Annotated in this window: 18 protein-coding genes; 7 read left to right on the top strand and 11 right to left on the bottom strand. The window is 43.5% G+C overall.

Annotation, left to right across the window (positions count from 1 at the left end):
• Positions 1–64: 64 nt before the first annotated feature.
• Positions 65–709, bottom strand: coding sequence for a PAQR family membrane homeostasis protein TrhA (gene trhA / locus B3J29_RS07855; RefSeq protein WP_034171103.1), 645 nt, complete (start codon positions 707–709; stop codon positions 65–67).
• A gap of 102 nt (positions 710–811) precedes the next feature.
• Between trhA and B3J29_RS07850 the strand changes: the two genes are divergently transcribed.
• Together B3J29_RS07850 and B3J29_RS07845 are read left to right on the top strand one after the other, a co-directional pair.
• Positions 812–2,032, top strand: coding sequence for a class I SAM-dependent methyltransferase (locus tag B3J29_RS07850; RefSeq protein ID WP_286964899.1), 1,221 nt, complete (start codon positions 812–814; stop codon positions 2,030–2,032).
• Complete coding sequence (locus B3J29_RS07845) at positions 2,026–2,463, top strand: GNAT family N-acetyltransferase (protein ID WP_034171105.1); 438 nt, start codon at positions 2,026–2,028, stop codon at positions 2,461–2,463. The genes B3J29_RS07850 and B3J29_RS07845 overlap by 7 nt, the downstream gene beginning before the upstream one ends.
• Positions 2,464–2,517: 54 nt before the next feature.
• On the opposite strand, the gene B3J29_RS07840 is transcribed toward B3J29_RS07845, so the two are convergent.
• The 4 genes from B3J29_RS07840 to B3J29_RS07825 all read right to left on the bottom strand — a co-directional run bounded on the left by B3J29_RS07840 (position 2,518) and on the right by B3J29_RS07825 (position 7,564).
• Complete coding sequence (locus tag B3J29_RS07840) at positions 2,518–2,871, bottom strand: hypothetical protein (RefSeq protein WP_171284712.1); 354 nt, start codon at positions 2,869–2,871, stop codon at positions 2,518–2,520.
• A gap of 163 nt (positions 2,872–3,034) precedes the next feature.
• A complete protein-coding gene (locus B3J29_RS07835) occupies positions 3,035–5,167 on the bottom strand; it encodes a 3-hydroxyacyl-CoA dehydrogenase NAD-binding domain-containing protein (protein WP_286964894.1) in 2,133 nt (710 codons plus the stop codon).
• A gap of 10 nt (positions 5,168–5,177) precedes the next feature.
• Positions 5,178–6,329, bottom strand: coding sequence for an acetyl-CoA C-acetyltransferase (locus tag B3J29_RS07830; RefSeq protein WP_286964892.1), 1,152 nt, complete (start codon positions 6,327–6,329; stop codon positions 5,178–5,180).
• 224 nt (positions 6,330–6,553) lie between these two features.
• Positions 6,554–7,564 carry an AraC family transcriptional regulator gene (locus B3J29_RS07825; protein WP_004785199.1) on the bottom strand — a complete coding sequence of 337 codons (1,011 nt, stop codon included), beginning with the start codon at positions 7,562–7,564 and terminating at the stop codon, positions 6,554–6,556.
• 213 nt (positions 7,565–7,777) lie between these two features.
• Here B3J29_RS07825 and B3J29_RS07820 point away from each other — a divergent pair, with 213 nt between their 5' ends.
• From B3J29_RS07820 to B3J29_RS07810, 3 genes are all read left to right on the top strand, one after another.
• Positions 7,778–8,902 carry a CaiB/BaiF CoA transferase family protein gene (locus B3J29_RS07820; protein WP_286964890.1) on the top strand — a complete coding sequence of 375 codons (1,125 nt, stop codon included), beginning with the start codon at positions 7,778–7,780 and terminating at the stop codon, positions 8,900–8,902.
• Positions 8,903–9,128: 226 nt separating this feature from the next.
• Positions 9,129–10,772, top strand: a complete 1,644-nt coding sequence (locus tag B3J29_RS07815) for a nitrite/sulfite reductase (protein ID WP_286964888.1) — start codon at positions 9,129–9,131, stop codon at positions 10,770–10,772.
• Positions 10,765–11,250 (top strand): DUF934 domain-containing protein, encoded by a 486-nt coding sequence (locus B3J29_RS07810; RefSeq protein ID WP_004785193.1) that lies wholly within the window; start codon positions 10,765–10,767, stop codon positions 11,248–11,250. The genes B3J29_RS07815 and B3J29_RS07810 overlap by 8 nt, the downstream gene beginning before the upstream one ends.
• Positions 11,251–11,301: 51 nt before the next feature.
• On the opposite strand, the gene B3J29_RS07805 is transcribed toward B3J29_RS07810, so the two are convergent.
• The 3 genes from B3J29_RS07805 to B3J29_RS07795 form a co-directional block, all read right to left on the bottom strand.
• The gene (locus B3J29_RS07805) at positions 11,302–11,757 is read right to left on the bottom strand and encodes a VOC family protein (protein WP_286964885.1); all 456 of its coding nucleotides are present in this window, start codon (positions 11,755–11,757) and stop codon (positions 11,302–11,304) included.
• Positions 11,758–11,943: 186 nt separating this feature from the next.
• A complete protein-coding gene (locus tag B3J29_RS07800) occupies positions 11,944–13,119 on the bottom strand; it encodes a thiolase family protein (protein WP_286964883.1) in 1,176 nt (391 codons plus the stop codon).
• A 112-nt stretch (positions 13,120–13,231) separates the two neighbouring features.
• Positions 13,232–13,753 carry a GspH/FimT family pseudopilin gene (locus tag B3J29_RS07795; protein WP_104425795.1) on the bottom strand — a complete coding sequence of 174 codons (522 nt, stop codon included), beginning with the start codon at positions 13,751–13,753 and terminating at the stop codon, positions 13,232–13,234.
• Between the two features lie 375 nt (positions 13,754–14,128).
• Here B3J29_RS07795 and omp38 point away from each other — a divergent pair, with 375 nt between their 5' ends.
• Both omp38 and B3J29_RS07785 read left to right on the top strand, forming a co-directional pair.
• Positions 14,129–15,190 (top strand): outer membrane protein Omp38, encoded by a 1,062-nt coding sequence (gene omp38, locus B3J29_RS07790; protein WP_005237141.1) that lies wholly within the window; start codon positions 14,129–14,131, stop codon positions 15,188–15,190.
• A 103-nt stretch (positions 15,191–15,293) separates the two neighbouring features.
• Positions 15,294–15,827, top strand: coding sequence for a cysteine peptidase family C39 domain-containing protein (locus tag B3J29_RS07785; protein WP_286964880.1), 534 nt, complete (start codon positions 15,294–15,296; stop codon positions 15,825–15,827).
• Positions 15,828–15,882: 55 nt separating this feature from the next.
• Here the strand turns inward: B3J29_RS07785 and B3J29_RS07780 are convergent, their stop codons facing one another.
• The 3 genes from B3J29_RS07780 to B3J29_RS07770 all read right to left on the bottom strand — a co-directional run bounded on the left by B3J29_RS07780 (position 15,883) and on the right by B3J29_RS07770 (position 19,817).
• A complete protein-coding gene (locus B3J29_RS07780; protein WP_286964878.1) occupies positions 15,883–17,346 on the bottom strand; it encodes an amino acid permease in 1,464 nt (487 codons plus the stop codon).
• Positions 17,346–18,380 (bottom strand): methyltransferase, encoded by a 1,035-nt coding sequence (locus B3J29_RS07775; RefSeq protein WP_286964875.1) that lies wholly within the window; start codon positions 18,378–18,380, stop codon positions 17,346–17,348. The genes B3J29_RS07780 and B3J29_RS07775 overlap by 1 nt, the downstream gene beginning before the upstream one ends.
• Before the next feature lie 66 nt (positions 18,381–18,446).
• The gene (locus B3J29_RS07770; RefSeq protein ID WP_159123683.1) at positions 18,447–19,817 is read right to left on the bottom strand and encodes a uracil-xanthine permease family protein; all 1,371 of its coding nucleotides are present in this window, start codon (positions 19,815–19,817) and stop codon (positions 18,447–18,449) included.
• Between the last annotated feature and the right edge of the window lie 78 nt (positions 19,818–19,895).

Here is a 19,895-nt window from a genome sequence, read left to right as displayed (position 1 = left end):
AAAAACAACTGCAATCTTCTCGTTTCAACTCGCTCAGGGTCACTGAAATGGAGAAATGAGATGATTAAATCACGTAAAGATAGATAGACAGAAAATGTGATCCTGCGCCTATCAATACAAAAATGTGCCAGATAGCGTGGGTATATCTTACTCTTTTTAAAGCGTAAAACAATGCACCTACGGTGTATGCTAAGCCACCAATGATCAGAAAGGTTAAAGATTGAGCACTTAAGTACTGCTGCATATCGTCCATAACCAGTAGTGCAAGCCATCCCATGACCAGATAAGCGACTAAAGAAAGTTTCTGGAAACGGTTGATGAAAATGAACTTGAATAGTGTTCCAAGTACAGCAATCACCCATAAGGCAATCAGTAAATACTGGGCTTTGGCTGTTGGAATCGCAATCGATAGAAACGGGGTATAGGTACCTGCAATCAGGTAGTAAATTGCCGTATGATCAACTTTTTTGTAAAAATAGCGTCGGTCAGCAGCAGTAGACATATGGTAGAGCATCGAAGCGGAAAACAGCAGAATCATGCTGAAAGCATAGACCCAAAGGCCAATCCATTGTCCGGTACTCAAATAAGAGCCTTTAATAATCAATAAAATACCGGCAATCAAAGCCAGCGCAGCACCGAGGCCATGACTAGTGTAATTAATCCGTTCCTCATTGTGATCATAATCTGGAACTAGGGGAGCATTCTGCATGATTGTCATTCTTGTTTAAATATACACTTGTATAATAATTCAATTTTGCTTTTAAGTTAAGAACAATTAAACTTGAGCAGCAATTCATATCAGGTTTTTCTTATGTCGACATCGACTTCTCTCTCGGTTCAGGAACAACAATTCTTGGAGGCTTTTCAGCAAGCCTTTGAAACTGATCATTTTGATCGTCTGATTTTGAGTCAGTATAAAGGTGAACTTGAACAATTGGAAAAAATGACCTTTAGAGTCATTTCGCTCAATGAGCAGAAGGTTTTGAGCTGTGTCTATCGATACAAGACTCAAGATGTCACTAAAAATTATCCTTTGAATGAAGCCTTAACTCAAGTAACGGAATTATTGACCTGTTGTAAGCAAGCTAACCTGTTTACTGATCAGGAAGAGTTGCAGCTGAAGAAAAACAAGAAAAAGGCCATGCTGACAAGAAGTAAAGCTAAACCAGTCTCTACAAAGGCTAAAGCAGAACGAGGCCATGACCGGATCAAGCAGCGTTATGTCGATCAAGACAGTGTATTCCTACAGCATTTAGGAATTACCGATCAGCAAGGCCAGATCATTCCGAGCATGGCGCGTAAGTGGAAACAGATTAATAAATTTGTCGAGATTTTCTCCGGCGCACTGGCTCAAATCCAGCCGCAGGAACAAGGATTACGTATCGTCGATTTCGGTTCAGGTAAGGGATATTTAACCTGTGCACTGTATGACTATATGCAAAAACATGGTCAGACGCCCTATGTCACCGGCGTAGAGCTGAATCCGAAAATGGTCGAATTCTGTCAGAATGTCGCGCAGCAATCCGGTTTTAATCAATTGCATTTCTTCCAGGGTGATGTGCGTACCTATGAACCGGAACGTCTGGATGTGATGATCGCTCTGCATGCCTGTGATGTGGCGACCGATTTTGCGATCCATAGCGGTATACGCCTGAATGCACAAATCATCATGTGTGCTCCATGTTGTCATAAAGAGTTAAGACCGCAATTACAGAGTCCGAAAGTGCTGTCGCCAATGTTGCAGTTTGGCATTCACGCTGGGCAGCAAGCCGAAATGCTGACGGATACCATTCGTGCCTTATTGCTGAAGGCTTATGGTTATGAAACCAAGGTCTTTGAATTTGTGGCCCTAGAACACACCAGTAAAAATAAAATGATTCTGGCGACCAAACGTAAGGATTATGAACAGCCCGATCAGGCTGTTCTCGCCCAGATTCAGGCATTGAAAGAGATGTATGGGATTCAAAAACATTCACTGGAATTGTTATTGAATGACCAGTGGGATCAGCAGGGAATTGGTTCTAAATGCTAGATGATAAAAATCTTAAAATCGTGTCAGGCAGCTGGGATGATTTAGCTCAAGATGCCCGAGTGATACGTGAAGCCGTTTTTATTCAGGAACAGCAAATTGCTCCTGAAGATGAATGGGATGCGGAGGATACAATCTCTACGCATTTTGTGGCTTATTTACAGGATCAAGCCGTGGCGACTGCACGCTTATTAAAGAATCACAGTATTGGTCGCGTAGCTGTATTACAGTCGGCACGTGGTACGGGCATCGGCTACAAGACCATGCGGGCTGTGATTGATCAGGCCAAGGCAGAGCAACGTAAATTCGTAAAGCTTTCTTCACAGGTACATGCGATTGGCTTTTATCAGAACTTGGGTTTTGACGTGCGGGGTGAGGAATATCTGGATTGCGGCATTCCACATATAGATATGTATCTCAGCTTAAAAGACTAAAAAAATAAAAAAGCGAGGAAAACCTCGCTTTTTTAAATTTGATCTTGGAACTGTCTAGTGACCATGAGCCGTATTTTCGTCATGGCTAGCACTGTCCATCTGTGCATGTTCTTCAGCAGACATATTATGCTCCTCCGCGCTCATCTCATGAGTCTGATGAGATGAAGAGGTAGCCTGACGAGCTTCACGGTCAGCCTGTGCTTTGGCTAAAGCTTCTGGAGACATTGCAGGTGCATTCTTAAATGCATGCTGCTGGGTATTTTCTTTCTTTTGCTGGCTTGGCATGTAGTCTGGTTCATTGCTGACCGCAAGCCAGAAAAACAACATAAATAATCCACCTAAAATACAGAAGATAATCAGTGCTTTCCAACCCCAAGGTGATTTTTCAGGTGAACTGTGATCAGTCATATGCATATACCCATCGTGGATGTCTAACTCATGTAACTTTATAACATAAATTGTCTGGAAAGCAGATCAAAATCTGTCATTGATTGAATGCAATAGACTTCGAGAGTTTATCGCGTCGAAATAAAAAAAGAGGAGTCAAGCTCCTCATTTTTAGACCCAGTTTTTAAAAGCGCTGACCTTCAGCAACTTTCTGTTTGAGTAACTGTGGCGCTTTGAAACGTTCGCCATATTTACGTTCTAATATCTCAGCACGATTTAAGGCCTTGGTTAAACCATACTGGTTCAAGAACTGCACTGCACCTCCCGTCCAAGCGGCAAAACCAATTCCAAAGATTGAACCAATATTGGCATCGACCACTGACTCCAGCACACCTTCTTCCAGACAGCGTACGGTATCCAGCGCTTGAACAAACAGGAAGCGGTCTATCATTTCCTGTTCAGAAATATCCACTTCTTTATACCAATGCTCCAAGCCAGACCACAGCTGCTTTTTGCCACCTTCAGGATAATCATAAAAACCTGCACCAGCAGCTTTGCCTTTACGGTTAAACTCATGAATCATGGTTTGAATCACGGCATCTGCATCGGTGCTTGGGCGTTCTTTGCCTTGTGCTGCCAGAGCCTTACGGGTTTCTGCAGCTACATGCTCAGAAAGTGTCAGAGAGACTTCATCTTGAATAGCAAGTGGTCCGACCGGCATACCTGCTTTCAGCGCAGCCATTTCAATACGGGCTGGATGCACCCCTTCGGCGAGCAAACGTAAACCTTCCTGTACAAAGGTTCCAAAGACACGGCTGGTAAAGAAGCCACGGCTGTCATTCACTACAATCGGTAGCTTGCCAATCTGCTGCACAAAGTCAAATGCCTTGGCCAGTGTTTCTGCTGAAGTATTTTTCCCCTTAATGATCTCGACCAGTTGCATCTTGTCGACTGGGCTAAAGAAATGCAGACCGATAAAATTCACCTGATTTTGAGAGGCTTGAGCCAAGTCACTGATGGGTAGAGTCGAGGTATTGGATGCCATTACACCGTTGGATGCTAAATATTGCTCTGCTTCCTGAGTAACTTTGGCTTTGAGTTCCTGATTTTCAAATACTGCTTCAATGATCAGGTCACAGCCTTGAAAATCTGCTGCTTCTGTCGTGGTGTGAATCAGACTTAAAATCTGGTCACGTTTTTCAGCTGTTAAGCGGCCTTGGGCTACTTTTTTATCAAGTAATTTCTGGCTATAGGCTTTGCCTTTTTCAGCAGCTTCGACCGAAATATCTTTTAGTACCACCTGAATGCCTTTGCTGGCAGTGACATAGGCAATACCTGCACCCATCATACCTGCACCCAAAATACCTACTTTAGTGGCTTTCCATGGCGCAAAGTCTTTAGGACGACTGGCACCTGATTTAATGGCATTCATGCCATGCCAGAATGTACCGATCATGTTCTTGGAAATCTGGCCGGTAGCGAGATAGGTGAAATAACGCGACTCAATTCTCAGTGCGGTATCAACATCAACCTGAGCGCCTTCAACCGCAGCGGATAAAATGGCTTCAGGAGCTGGATAGCAGCCCTTGGTTTTATCACGCAGCATCGCAGGAGCAATGGCCAGCATCTGTGCAACGGCAGGCGAAGAAGGAGAGCCTCCCGGAATTTTGTAACCTTTTACATCGAAAGGCTGTTGGGATTGCGGATGTTGTTTAATCCAGGCTATAGATTTATCTAGTAACTCATCCAGTGAGTCGGCTGTGTCATGTACCAGTCCCAAAGACTTGGCTTTTTCTACACCGAACTGTTTGCCTTCCATCAGCAAAGGTAAGGCATTTTGCAGGCCTAGCAGACGAATCATACGGACAATACCACCACCGCCTGGTAGCAAGCCTAAAGTGACTTCAGGTAAACCAAACTTGGTTTTGGCATCATTGAGGGCAATACGATGATGGGCACATAAAGCGATTTCCCAACCACCACCGAGTGCGGTGCCATTTAAAGCTGCCACCACAGGAATGCCACGCGTTTCGATATAGCGTAATTTGGCTTTCATGTCTTCAATCATATTGAAGAATTCAGTGGCATGTTCAGGCGTCGCCTGAATCAGCTCATCCAGATCACCGCCAGCAAAGAATGTCTTTTTAGCTGATCGGAAAATAATTCCGGCGATCTGTTCATCTGCCTGTAACTGGGCAGCGACTTCTTCCAGAGCCGTGCGAAAGTCGGCATTCATGGTATTGGCGGACTGGTTTGGAGAATCAAAGGTCAGAATGACAATATGATCTTCAGTTTTTTGATATTGAATTGCGCTCATGCTGATCTCCTTATACCAACTCAATAATGGTTGCGATGCCCATACCACCACCCACACACAGGGTGGCCAGTCCACGTTTCTTACCTTGACGTTCCAGTTCATCCAGTAAAGTGCCTAGAATCATGGCACCGGTCGCACCGAGTGGATGTCCCATGGCAATGGCACCACCATTGACATTGACTTTGGCAGGATCAACCTTCATTTCATTGATAAAGTGCATCACCACAGCAGCGAAAGCTTCATTGACTTCAAACAGATCAATATCATCAATGATGAGTCCGGCTTTGGCTAAAGCCTTANNCGTTGCCAGTACTTTGGCGCGTGGCTTGAGATTTTGCTGTTGCACTGCCTGTTCGGAGGCAAGTAATACGATTGCTGCACCATCCACAATGCCTGAAGAATTACCCGCATGGTGTACATGGTTTACAGAGCCTACTTCCGGATATTTCTGTAGAGCGATGGCATCAAAGCCTATCTGGCCCATCGTTGCAAAACTTGGCTTTAATGCACTTAAGCCTTCTGCAGTTGTTGTCGGTTTAATAAATTCATCTTTGTTTAGAATCACGACGCCAGCTTTATCTTTCACTGGAATAATGGATTTATCAAAATAACCATTCGCTTGGGCTGCTGCCGCTTTCTTTTGTGATTGCTCGGCGAATTGATCTACATCTGCACGACTATAACCATCAATGGTCGCGATCAGGTCAGCCCCGATGCCTTGTGGAATAAAATCGCAAGCCATATTGGTTTCAGGATCTAAAGCCCACGGGCCGCCATCAGAACCCATCGGAACACGAGACATGGATTCAACGCCACCCGCAACGACCAGATCTTCCCAGCCTGAACGAACTTTTTGTGCTGCCAGATTTACAGCTTCCAGGCCCGAAGCACAGAAACGGTTGATCTGAACGCCAGCCACATCATTGTCCCAGCCTGCGGCAATTGCAGCAGTTTTGGCAATGTCTGCACCCTGATCACCGATTGGAGTCACACAGCCCAGCACAATATCATCCACCTGAGATGTATCCAGGTTATGGCGTTCTTTCAGTTCATTTAAGAGCGTAGTCAGTAAACTAATTGGTTTAACTTCATATAATGATCCGTCTTTTTTTCCCTTTCCGCGTGGCGTGCGAATGGCATCAATAATATAGGCCTCGCTCATACAATATCCTTTTCTTGCTTTACTGAAATTGTTCTAATGCTTCGAGTGTAATGATTAAATCTTGAAGTGCAATGACGAGAACGGACCAGATCATTTGAGCAATTTGGTCAGTCTTGATGGATTAAAAAGCGGGCATAAAAAAGCCCAAGTCTGGAGCTTGGGCTAGGGGCTTGTAGCGCTTAATAAACGATACTTTTCAAGTATACAATTTTATAGCAAGGTTTTTAATGGTAACCGTGTAACTGACGGTATAGGCCTGGTGTTACCCCTGTCCATTTTTTGAAAGCACGGTGGAAAGTACTGGTTTCACTAAAGCCAACCTGTTGTGCAACATCTTCCAGAGTCAGATCTGGGTTAAGTAATAAGTGAATTGCAGCATCACGGCGCAGTGCATCTTTCACGCCCTGATAGCTCTTGCCTTCAGCAGCCAGACGGCGACGCAGGGTTTGCGGAGACAGGTAGAGCATCGATGCGACATCGTTCAAGGTCGGCATTTCTTCACCAATCTGGCTCTTTAATACATCACGGATCCGAGAAGTCAGCGAGTTGGTATTTTTAAATTTGACTAGAAGTTGAGCCGGAGCTGCTTTGAGGAATTCTTCCAGCGTTTCTTCATTCTGGCGAATTGGCAAATCCAGATAATCCGCTGCAAAGGTAATTTCAGTACGCGGCATATCGAACTGCATCACAGGTGCAAAGAACAGCGCATCGTATTCATCTGCATGAGCAGGACGCGGGTAGCTGAAATGTACACGTTCCAGCGGCAGACGACGTTCAATTAACCACGATGCCAGACCATGCCAGATCATCAGCATACTTTCGGTAATAAAGTGTTCCGGATCCATCGAATTTGGAATCAGGGGAACCAGACGCGCTTCGTGCTTGTCACGCTCTAGGGTTACAGACCAGTCGTCACCAAAGAGTTTGTAGAATTGAGAAGAAAGCTCGAGTGCATCGCCCAGCGTTTTGGCATGGATGATCAACTGGCACATAATCGCGAAAGTGCCCAGACGACGCGGCTGTTTGTCAAAACCGACATGTTCGTCCTGTGTCACCATCCAGAGCATCTTGATAAAACGGGTATATTGTTCAGGCGAAATACGGGCCTTCGGCTGATGCAGAAGCTCGGCTTCAATCCCAACGTGAGACAATAAAGTATCGACATCCATGCCCAGGCGCTTAACGCCGTATAAGGCTGCATTGACGAAATGGATACTGATCGTATCACGACTCATGTTTAATCCTTCAGTCTCTTTAATGTTCACTAATATTTGACCTAAATGACAAAAAATAAAAAATCAATGGCAATTTACAAGAATGCAATTACCATTTTCTTACATGTTAAATTGCCGAAACTATCAAGGTAAATGGCTGAACATGACATTGTTTTTGGGCATTTATGTTCTTATGATGAGGCAAAAAGCAATATAAATAGAGTAATAACTCCAATGTCATATGCATTAAAAGGTTTGAAAATATTAGATTTTTCTACATTATTACCCGGTCCATTTGCCACGTTATATCTTGCAGACATGGGTGCAGAAGTTGTGCATATTGAATCACCCGCACGTCCTGATCTGGTGCGTTTAATGCCACCTTTTGCACATGGACAGGCCACAACGCATAATTATCTGAACCGAAACAAACATTCTGTCGCACTGGATTTAAAGAATCCTCAACATATTAAGCAGATCAAATCCCGAATTGCAGATTATGACATTGTCGTAGAACAATTTCGCCCAGGTGTGATGCAACGGCTTGGCCTGGATTATCCAACACTCAGTGCGCTCAATCCACGCTTAATCTATTGCTCGATTACTGGTTATGGTCAGACCGGCCCTTATAAAGATCGGGCTGGGCATGACATTAACTATTTGGCTTTATCTGGGATTGCTGGGCATAGTGGCCGGCTTGAAAGCGGACCACCGGCAATCGGAATCCAGATTGCTGATGTCGCGGGCGGCTCTATGCATGCGCTGGTTGCCATTCTGGCAGCGGTGATTGAGCGGCAGAGTAGTGGTCAGGGACAATATATTGATATTTCCATGACCGATTGCGCGGCGACATTAAATAATATGGCAGCTTCTGCCAGTCTGGCGGGTAATCAGCATCAGCAGATAGAATCAGGTTACTTAAATGGCGGTACCTTTTATGACTATTATCAGACTCAGGATGATCGCTATCTATCAATAGGCAGTCTGGAGCCTCAATTCATGCAAGGTCTGGCACAATTGCTGGATTTACCGATTATTCTGGAAAAAGGTGCTTCTTTCGCACCTGAAGATCATACTTTAGTGAAACAGGCGATTCGCGATAAAATCAGTTCCCAACCTCTATCTCACTGGCAAGCCTTATTTTGTCAGGCAGATTTCTGTGTCGAACCTGTACTAAAGCTTGATGAAGCCCTACATTCTGAGCTGGCGCAACAACGTGAATGGGTGGTGCAGGTGCCAGTTAAAGCGGATCAGCGGGAGCAAACCGAAGCTCAACTGGCTTGCCCGATCAAGTTTTCAAGATCAACTATGCGATATCAATTTATTGGTCAGGCTTTAGGCGAAACCGAAGAGTGGTAATTGAGCGACCTTCTCATTTTAGTTTATGAAAAAAACTGCTAAAGATTTAAAAAATAAATCATTCACATTAAAAATCAGAGGAAGCTGATCTAAAGCTTTATATCATTGAAAGTTTGCTAGGCTTATCAATAAAATCGCTATGAAATATGTATAAAAAGCATTTTATTGATAGATTCAATGTCGTTATCCTTGCCGACGATATAATAGAAACTACTAGCTGTACGCCATGTATTTATATACTGATTTCGATCAGCAACTGATTAATGAACGTGTTGCACAGTTCCGTGACCAGACGGAACGTTATTTAGCGGGCAAATTGACGGAAGATGAATACCGTCCGCTCCGCCTTCAAAATGGTCTTTATGTACAACGTTATGCGCCAATGTTGCGTATTGCGGTACCTTATGGCCTGATGAATTCTAAACAACTTCGTAAAGTGGCTGACCTGGCGAAAGAGTATGATCGTGGCTATGCGCACGTTTCAACCCGTCAGAATATCCAGTTTAACTGGCCTGCACTAGAGAACGTGCCTGATATGCTGGCTGAACTGGCAACCGTGCAAATGCACGCGATCCAGACTTCAGGGAACTGTATCCGTAATACTACCACTGACCAGTATGCAGGTGTCGTGGCAGGTGAAATTGCAGATCCACGTCCAACTTGTGAATTGATCCGTCAATGGTCAACTTTCCACCCGGAATTTGCTTTCTTGCCACGTAAGTTCAAGATTGCGGTATCTGCGCTGGAAGAGATTGACCGTGCAGCAACTTCATTCCACGATATCGGTGTCTATATCGTGAAAAATGAAGCAGGCGAGATCGGCTATAAAATTAAAGTGGGTGGCGGCTTGGGCCGTACGCCAGTAATTGGCAGTTTTATTCGTGACTTCCTGCCACGTGAAGACCTGATTGCTTATCTTGAAGCGGTACTACGTGTGTATAACCTGCACGGCCGCCGCGACAACAAATACAAAGCACGTATCAAGATTCTGGTAAAAGCATTAACGCCAGAAGTTTTTGCTGAAAAAGTTGAAGCCGAATTTGTACATACTGTCAAGACATTAAAGATTGATGCTGAAACACTGGCGAAAATGGATGAAAACTTCACTCCATTTGACTACCAAGATTATGCGGATGAAGACTTCACTGAACTGTTTGCACAGTATCCGAAGTTCAAGCAATGGTTCAATATCAATACCAATGCACATAAAGTAAAAGGTTACCGCATCGTAACGATTTCACTGAAACGTGCGGGTATTGCACCGGGTGATATGACCACTGAAGAGATGAACCTGATTGCAGATCTTGCAGACAAGTACACCTTCGGTGAACTGCGTACAACTCACGAGCAAAATATTGCGCTGGTAGATGTACCACAAAAAAACCTGTTCGAATTGTGGCAGACGCTGGATCAGCATAACCTGGCACGTGCGCATATTGGCTTCTTGACTGACATTATCTGCTGCCCAGGTGGTGACTTCTGTTCATTAGCAAATGCGAAATCCATTCCAATTTCTGAAGCGATTTCACGCCGTTTTGATGATCTGGATACTATTTACAACTTGGGTAAACTGGACCTGAACATTTCAGGTTGTATGAATGCCTGTGGTCATCATCACGTGGGTAACATCGGTATCCTGGGTGTAGATAAAAAAGGCGCTGAATTCTATCAGATCACTTTAGGTGGTAATGCGGATCATGATGCCTCTATTGGTGACATTCTTGGGCCATCATTTGCTGCAGAAGTGGTGCCGGATATCGTAGAAGAAATTCTGAATACTTATCTTGACTTGCGTCAGGATGGTGAAGAGTTTATCGATACTTATCGTCGTGTCGGCATTCAACCATTCAAGGAGCGCGCATATGCTTAATACCGCACTACAAGTGCTCTCTAAAGATGGCACAATTGCAGATAACACTTACCAGCTAATTGGTGAAGATGGTGTATTGCCACAGGGTGATGTAGTTCTGACTGTAGAGCAGTTAGACCAGATTGCCAATATTACTGGTAAAAAAGCATTGTACTTAACGGTTGATGCTTCACCTGAAACTAATGAATTTCCGCTTGAGCAACTTGATGCGATTTTTATTGAGTTTGCAGGTTTTAATGATGGCCGTGGTTATTCATTTGCTGCATTGCTTCGCCGTCAAGGTTTCCAGGGTGAGCTGCGTGCGACTGGTGATGTGTTCAAAGATGTCTTGAACTACATGAAGCGTTCTGGTTTCGATACTTTTGTCATTAAAGAAGGTAAAGATATTCAGGAAGCAGCTGCAGGCTTGGGTGATTTTACCAATCCGTACCAAGCTTCAACTGCCGTACCAACACCGAATTATCAAACTGGGGCTTAATTCGCCTTCAACTAAAAAGCCTCCATCTGGAGGCTTTTTAGTATTTAAACCTTAGGGTGCTCGTTCTTCAAGTAGGCAGTTAATCATCCATTGCACTCCGAATTGATCCGTAAAGGCACTATAAAGCGCACCCCAAAAGGTTTTTTCTAAAGGCATTTCGATTTGGCCATTCACCGATAAAGCTTCATAGAGCCGTTTGGCTTCATCCTGTTCATTGGCACTTAAAATAATCGCAATGTAGTGATTAGTACCTTTCCTAAATGCTGGTGTGTCTTCAGTACAGAGCTTGTCATTGATATCCGAACCCATGAGCTCTGTATATTCATTGATTGGAAGTGAGATATGCAAAATCAGACTTTTTTCTTCATCTGATAAATCAATTCCTTGCTGTCCAGGCGTATCTCCATAACGGGTTAGACTGGAAAATTCGCCACCAAATACCGAGCGATAAAAGGTAAAGGCAGCTTCGGTTTCATCCTGGAAATTGAGATAGTGATTAAGTCGCATGCAGGATTCCTTTTCTTATTTTGACTCCCTTTAATTTACGCCCTGAATTGAATTTGATTGATAAAGAAGCTTTATGAAAATGTAAGTAAAAGAATTTAATTTATGGACAGATAATAAAAAAATGAAATATTTATAAAATAAAAAGAGGGCTATAAAAGCCCTCTCTACTACTTGATTATAAAAGAATTAGATTAGTTCGATTGCGACCGCAGTTGCTTCACCACCGCCAATACATAGCGCAGCGATACCACGTTTACCGCCTGTACGTTTCAATGCATGGATCAAGGTCAGGATAATACGTGAACCTGTAGAACCAACCGGGTGACCGAGTGCACATGCACCACCGTTAATGTTGACTTTTTCAGGATCAAGCTTGAACTCATCCATTGGGCACATGGTGACCATGGCAAAGGCTTCGTTAATTTCCCAAAGGTCAACTTCCTCAGCTTTCCAACCAGTTTTATCCAGAACTTTCTGAATAGCGCCAACAGGAGCAATCGTGAATTCAGATGGATGCTGAGAGTTTGAAGCATAAGCGATGATTTTAGCCAAAGGCGCTAAACCTTTAACTGCTGCATTGTCGCCTGAAGTCAGTACAAGGGCAGAGGCACCATCTGAAATTGAGCTGGCATTTGCTGCAGTGATCGTCCCGTCTTTTGCAAAAGCAGGACGTAAAGTTGGAATCTTGTCAATATTGGCATTGAAAGGTTGCTCATCCTTATCAACGACCACATCACCTTTACGGGTGGAAACAGTGACTGGCACGATTTCATCAGCAAAGTAGCCTTCATTGACTGCAGTTTGAGCACGTTTCAGTGAACGGATTGCAAATTCATCCATTTGTTCACGTGTATAACCTTTGCTATTTGCCATATCTTGAGCAAATGAACCCATCAGGCGACCAGTTTCGGCATCTTCCAGGCCATCCAGGAACATATGGTCCTTGATTTCACCATGACCCATACGGAAACCGCCACGCGCTTTTGGCAATACGTATGGGGCATTGGTCATGGATTCCATACCACCTGCAACCACATAAGTTGCAGAACCTGCCTTAATCATATCTGCCGCTTGCATGACTGCTTTCATGCCTGAACCACATAATTTGTTGATGGTGACAGCACCGGTAGAATCAGGCAGACCTGCTTTACGCATCGCTTGACGGGCAGGGCCTTGTTTTAAACCTGCCGGGAGTACACAACCCATAATGACTTCTTCAATATCGGTTGGCTGCAAGCCTGAACGAGCAATCGCTTCTTTGATGGTGACAGCACCAAGTTCAGGTGCAGTAACGCTAGCCAAGCTGCCTTGAAAGCCGCCCATCGCCGTACGTGCGCCATTGACAATTACGATGTCAGTCATTGTTATATCTCCCTATAAGTTTTGATCATTTTTTCTCGAACCTAAGCAGTATATTGAAAAAAGTACAGGATTAAAGTCCTAATCTGGATAAATCATAGACTCTAGGGTTTTATTAACAGGAGGCCAGATGTTCGATTCGGATATGCCCCATTTTATTCAAGACAATACGTTGTTGGGATGCAAGGTGAGTAGAACAATAATAAAAGCTGCCATTTGATCCAATCGGTAAAGCCGTTTGGGCCTGATAAGTTACGTTCGGCATACTTAAAGCACCTCGCCAACTCAAGTTACCGTATTTAAGATTAAGTTGTTCAATGTGTAAAATTTGTTCGTCATTGTCGACTTGACGATTACGGTTTTTATCAATAAATACCAGCAAATTTTTATTCCATTGGTTTGCTTGACAGGTTAATGAATCTTGACTGGGACAAATCACAATATTCTGGTGAAACACAGCTGCCTGGCTGCGTGCATAACGATTGGTTGCTGTAATTTTCATCGGAATATTTTTAGCTTCCTGCTTGGATAGATAATCATGAAAGTAAGGCAAGGCAATTGTGACCACAATTGCCATAAGGGCAATACAGATAATTAACTCAACAATAGTGAACGCTCTTGTTATCTTTTTATACATAGAGTTACCTGATTTATATATTATTTTTATTTGAAACATGCTATTAATTGTGCGTTTTTTATGCTTAATTGAGCGAGTAAGAAATGCCTTACTCAAAATTCAAAAAGGCGCTTAAAAATAAATTGGCAATGACAATAGGCGATTCACAACAAAAAATTGAGTAAAAAATTACTGAATTACAACGGAAATTGTAAGTAATTTTGTCAATAATTTACTTGATTAGATTAATCAAGCACTTGGAAAAATAATAAAGTGTTTGTATGATGCGCAGTGAATAGCTTAAAAATAACACTGGGGTAAAAAAAGCCTATCTCAGAATGGCCTATTAGAAGGCTTGAGCTTGAACAACAATTGTTATCTCTGGAGGATAAATCCATGAAAATGAGTCGTATTGCTTTAGCAATGCTTGTAGCTGCTCCTTTTGCTGCTGCAAACGCAGGTGTAACTGTTACTCCATTAATGTTAGGTTATACTTGGCAAGACACCCAACACAACAATGGCGGTGATGATGGCGAACTAACAACTTCTGGTGAAATGGAAGATGATCTATTTGTTGGTGCTGCAATTGGTGTTGAACTAACTCCATGGTTAGGTTTTGAAGCTGAATATAGCCAAGTTAAAGGCGATATGCGAGATCTACCAGGTGCTGAATACAAAGGCCAGAACATTGCAGGTAATTTCTATGCAACTTCTGACGTATTTACTGGCAACTATGACAGCAAAATCAAGCCATATGCATTATTAGGTGCTGGTCACTATAAATATGAGTTTGATGGTGCTTCAGAAGCTGCTTTAGGTCGTACTGGTCGTGGTTTTGAAGAAGAAGGTACACTAGGTAATGCTGGTATCGGTGCATTCTGGCACATCAACGATGCTTTAGCGCTACGTACTGAAGCTCGTGGTACTTACCACTTCGACGAAAAATTCTGGAACTATACAGCACTTGCTGGTCTTAACGTAGTTCTAGGTGGTCGTTTGAAACCAGCTGCTGACGTTGTAGAAGTTGCTCCAGTTGAGCCAGTAGCTCCAGTTGCTCCAGCTCCACAAGAGTTGACTGAAGACCTGAACATGGAACTTCGCGTGTTCTTTGATACGAATAAATCAAACATCAAAGACCAATACAAACCAGAAATCGCGAAAGTTGCTGAGAAGCTAGTTGAATATCCAAACGCAACTGCTCGTATTGAAGGTCACACAGACAGCACTGGTCCACGTGCATTGAACGAACGTTTATCTCTAGCTCGTGCTAACTCTGTTAAATCTGCACTTGTTAACGAATACAACGTAGATGCATCTCGTTTGTCTACTCAAGGTTTCGCTTGGGATCAACCGATTGCTGACAACAACACTAAAGAAGGTCGTGCTATGAACCGTCGTGTATTCGCGACAATCACTGGTAGCCGTACTGTTCTAGCTGAACAACCAGTTGCTCAATAATTCGTTATTGAACACTGATTAAAAAAAGCGACTCTTTGAGTCGCTTTTTTTATGGCTGTTTTTTGCATACACTTGCTGCTCGAAACTGATTTTGAGTTAAAGCATGAGCATAGAACTCCCTGAAGACTTACAAAGTCTGGAAGCTAATAGTGGTATTTATGCGATCTGGATGATTTTTCATCATTATGGAATAGATCTGCATATTCCTGATCTGGTGCAATTGACACAGCATAATGATGAGATGGGAGCTTCAAGTATTGCGCTCGCTGTTGCCCTTAAGACATTAGGACTCGATGTTGAGTTTTTTACAGAAACTGATCCTGATAAACAGCTACTTGAAATCCAGTTTTATCAAAAAGCACAAGAACTCAAAGTGCCTGTTTATGAATATCCACTTTCTTATACAGATATTCAAAAATCAGTGGATAAAGGCCTTTTTGTAATCGTGTTCTACGATACGCTTGAAGGGGTGGGGAACCATTCATTGATTTATGAAATCAATGAAAAAGAGATCAGCTTCTTTGATAGTTTTGATGCTATGCCTATAGAAGTCTTCGAACAGCAGCGTCGAGTAGAAGGTATTTGTCAGCAAGTCATCGTGATTGATGACCGTAATTTTGTCATGCGTCATAGCTGATTTCAGAATATAAAAAAGCAGCTACTTGAGCTGCTTTTTTAATAAAGGTGAGATATTAGTCTTTTTCAATATTCATCGGTTGAACATCCATCTCCTGATAAGAAACCAGTTTGGTTTTATATTTCCATTTATAACCCAGCCAAATCACCAAGAATAATAAAATACCGATATAAGTAGAAAGGACAGCCAACCACTCACCATCTAGGACAGCTTGATAATTCTGACCTAATACGACAATTGAACAAAGAATGAAGGCAAACCAAGGTGCGAACGGGAAAAATTTAGCTCTATAGGCTAGACCTTCAAGTTGATAGCCTTGAGCCAGATAACCTTTACGGAAGCGATAATGTGAGATTGCAATCCCGAGCCAGACAATGAAGCCACACATACCTGACATATTCAGCAACCAGTTAAACACTTCCTGCTCGCCAAAGAATGTGGTCAAGAAACATAGTGCCGCAATCGCCGTTGTCGCATACAGGGCATTCATCGGTACACCGCGTGGATCCAGATGGGCAAACAGCTTAGGTGCACTGCCTTTACGCGCCATATCGAACAGCATACGGGTAGAAGAATACATGCCTGAGTTACCCGCAGACAGAATCGCCGTCAGAATTACCGCATTCATCATACTGGCTGCAAAAGCAAAACCTGCTTTCTCATACAATAAAGTGAATGGAGAAAGGGTAACGTCTTCTGTTGCAGCTGCCTGTAATAGACGTGGATCATTATAAGCAACTAATGTACCGATAATGAAAATACACACGATATAGAACAGCAGGATTCGCCAGAAGATCTGCTTGATTGCGACTGGAATGGTTTTTTGCGGATCTTTAGATTCACCAGCGGCTACACCAACCATCTCGGTTCCCTGGAACGAGAATCCGGCAATCATGGCAACACCAATAAGGGCCTGGAAACCACCAACAAAAGGCGCTTCACCCACGCTCCAATTTGCAAATGCTGAAGCACCCGGTGTGAGCATGATCTTGGCAATCATCCAGATCCCGATGATGATAAAGGCAATAATTGCCAGTACTTTCACCAAAGAGAAGAAGAATTCTGACTCACCAAAACCTTTTACTGTGAGAGCGTTAATCCCAAAGATCACAGCGAGGAAGATCGCACTCCAGTAAAAGCCCGGAATATCAGGGAACCAGAATTTCATAATGAACTGTACGGCAACCAGTTCAAAGGCAACGGTAATCGCCCAGTTGTACCAGTAGTTCCAGCCTAAAGCGAAACCGAAACCACTTTCGACATATTTGGTGCCGTAGGTAAAGAATGCGCCCGAGGTCGGATTATGAGTCGCAAGTTCTCCAAGGCTGGTCATCAAGAAATAAATCATTACGCCAATCAGGGCATAGGCGAGAAGTGCACCACCCGGGCCTGCGCTGGCAATGGTCGCACCTGAGGCCAGGAATAAACCTGTACCGATAGACCCGCCAATCGCGATCATATTGAGATGACGAGCACCAAGCTTACGCTGCAGCTGCACGCTGTTCTGAGTTTCGCTCATCATGATTCCTTAGCATTTTTTTGAGTGCTGGCGAAGAGCACTTTAAAACCTTGTTGATCAGTTTTGACTGTACATTGGCCAAAACTTTGTTCAATTAAAATTGGATAATTTAAGAAGCGGTTTGCCACAATCCACAATTCACCGCCAGACTTGAGATGACGACGCGAAGTCTTACATAGAGTTTCGCTAGCCGCATAGTTGGTTTGGATTCCCTGATGGAAAGGGGGATTGCTGACAATGGCATGTAAAAAGAGCGGTGCATCTTCAATACCTGACACAGCTTTAATTTCCAGCTGCTGAGGACTGAGCTGATTTTTCTCAAATGTCATTTGAGTAGAAGCCAAGGCAAAGGCATCTACGTCCAGAGCAAAAATACGGTTCTCAGGATTCAGTTTGGCTAAATAAGCACTGATCACACCTGCGCCACAGCCAAAGTCGGCAATCTTGCCTGAAGTCACTTGAGATAAATAGGGTAAGAACACCGCTGTTCCTACATCCAGATGATCCTGACTGAATACACCTGGAAGTGCACAAATCTGCAAATCACCTTTTGGTGTCGCCACTGTATAGGTCTGTGCCCAATCTGCCAACGCTTTTGCTTCGACCGTGCAGTCTAGAGTCAATTGCCACAATTGGCAATGTCGTGCGCTGTCGAGCTTGATGAGTTTACCATAAGCCTGTAGCTGCTTTGCTGCACGCTCTACGCCACCTTTCTTTTCACCCACCAGAAAGACACTGCTGCCTTGTTTTAATCGGCCTGCAATATTATGAATCAGATAATTCAATAATTCTTTTGATTTAGGTACGAAAATAACAGCCTGATCAAATTCCTGATCAGGGAATTCTGCGCCGAAATGAACCTGGGCCTGCTGTGACTGGAAATATTGAAAATCATTATAATTCCATGTCCAAACAAAGGGCTGGATAGATTCACCACATTCAGCAAGAAGCTCATCGGTCGGGGCATTCACCAGCAATACGCGACCAGACAAATAATCATATTGTCTTAATAAAACTTCGCTTTTAGGATCCATAGATCTCTCTCCAATAGAAAAAACACTGTCCGAGTCCAACTCAGACAGTGTTCTTTGGATATGAAATTACTTCTTTACTTCAGGAAGTACAATATTCAATATGAGGGCTGCAATACCGCCTGTCGCAACACCGGAACTAAAGATGTTACGGAATAATTCAGGAAGATGTTCCAGAATCTGAGGCACCTGCGCAACCCCTAGGCCAAGTGCAAGCGAGATTGCAATGATTAGCAGGGCACGACGGTCTAAGTGAATACCAGATAGGATATTAATCCCAGATGCAGCGACTGCCCCGAACATCACCATCACTGCGCCACCAAGCACAGCTTGAGGAACGGCCTGAATCACACCGGCCACTGCTGGAAGTAGACCCAGAATCACGAGGAGTGCTGCGATCCAGATCCCGACATAACGGCTAGCTACACCAGTCAATTGAATCACACCATTATTTTGTGCGAAAACTGAGCTCGGGAAGGTATTAAATAATCCTGCAAGCAGAGAGTTGGCACCATTCACTAACACACCACCTTTAATGCGATTCATCCAGGTTTGACCATCGACTGGCTGATTCGATAATTTTGATGTGGCTGTAATATCACCAATGGCTTCCAGTGAAGTCACCAGGTAAATGAATGCCATTGGAATGAATAAGCTCCAGGAGAAGCTTAAACCAAAATGCATTGGGGTCGGAATCTGAACCAAAGGTGCATCTTTTAAACCATCAAAGTTGAGATGACCCATAAAGCCGGCAAGGATATAACCCACAACCAGTGCAATCAGAATTGCTGAGCTTTTTACCCAAGTGATGCGTACACGGTTCAGTAAAATAATTAATGCCAGAACGGTACATGACATGATCAGGTTATCTGCATTGGCGAAAGTTTTGTCGCCCATAGCTTGATAACCACCACCCATACTGATTAGACCTTCTTTAATCAAGGTTAAACCAATCAATAAAACTACAATACCCGTTACTAGTGGCGTAATGAGTTTCTTCACCCATGGCAAAATGCGTGACACGCCCATTTCAATAAATGAACCTGCAATCACTACACCAAAGATCGAAGCCATCACCGCTTCTACCGGTGTGCCTGCAGCGACCATCGCTGAACCGATCCCGATGATCGGGCCAATAAAGTTAAAACTTGTACCCTGAACAATCAGCAAGCCTGCACCAAAGGGACCTACTTTCTTGGATTGTAAGAAAGTCGCAATCCCCGAAATCACCAAAGACATGGATAAGATCATGTTGGTGTCTTCTTTGGAGACTCCCAGCGCCAGACAAATGAGCAGGCCAGGGGTCACAATTGGGACAATAATGGCCAATAAATGCTGGAATGCGGCTAAAAATGCGATAAACGGTTTAGGACGATCTTCAAGGCCGTAGACAAGGTCAAGTTGATCTTTAGAAGGAGGAGATTGATTAAAATCAGACATGTGTCAATGCAAATTAAGGCTGGGTGGCGCTATTCTAATCGAGTTACACGTCATTACAAAAGTCATTGGAAAAAAAAT

The organism is Acinetobacter sp. UBA5984, assembly GCF_002429925.1.
Lineage (GTDB): Bacteria > Pseudomonadota > Gammaproteobacteria > Pseudomonadales > Moraxellaceae > Acinetobacter > Acinetobacter variabilis.
The sequence above is the reverse complement of the archived record's forward strand: the minus strand, read 5'-3'. Positions and strand labels throughout refer to the sequence as shown.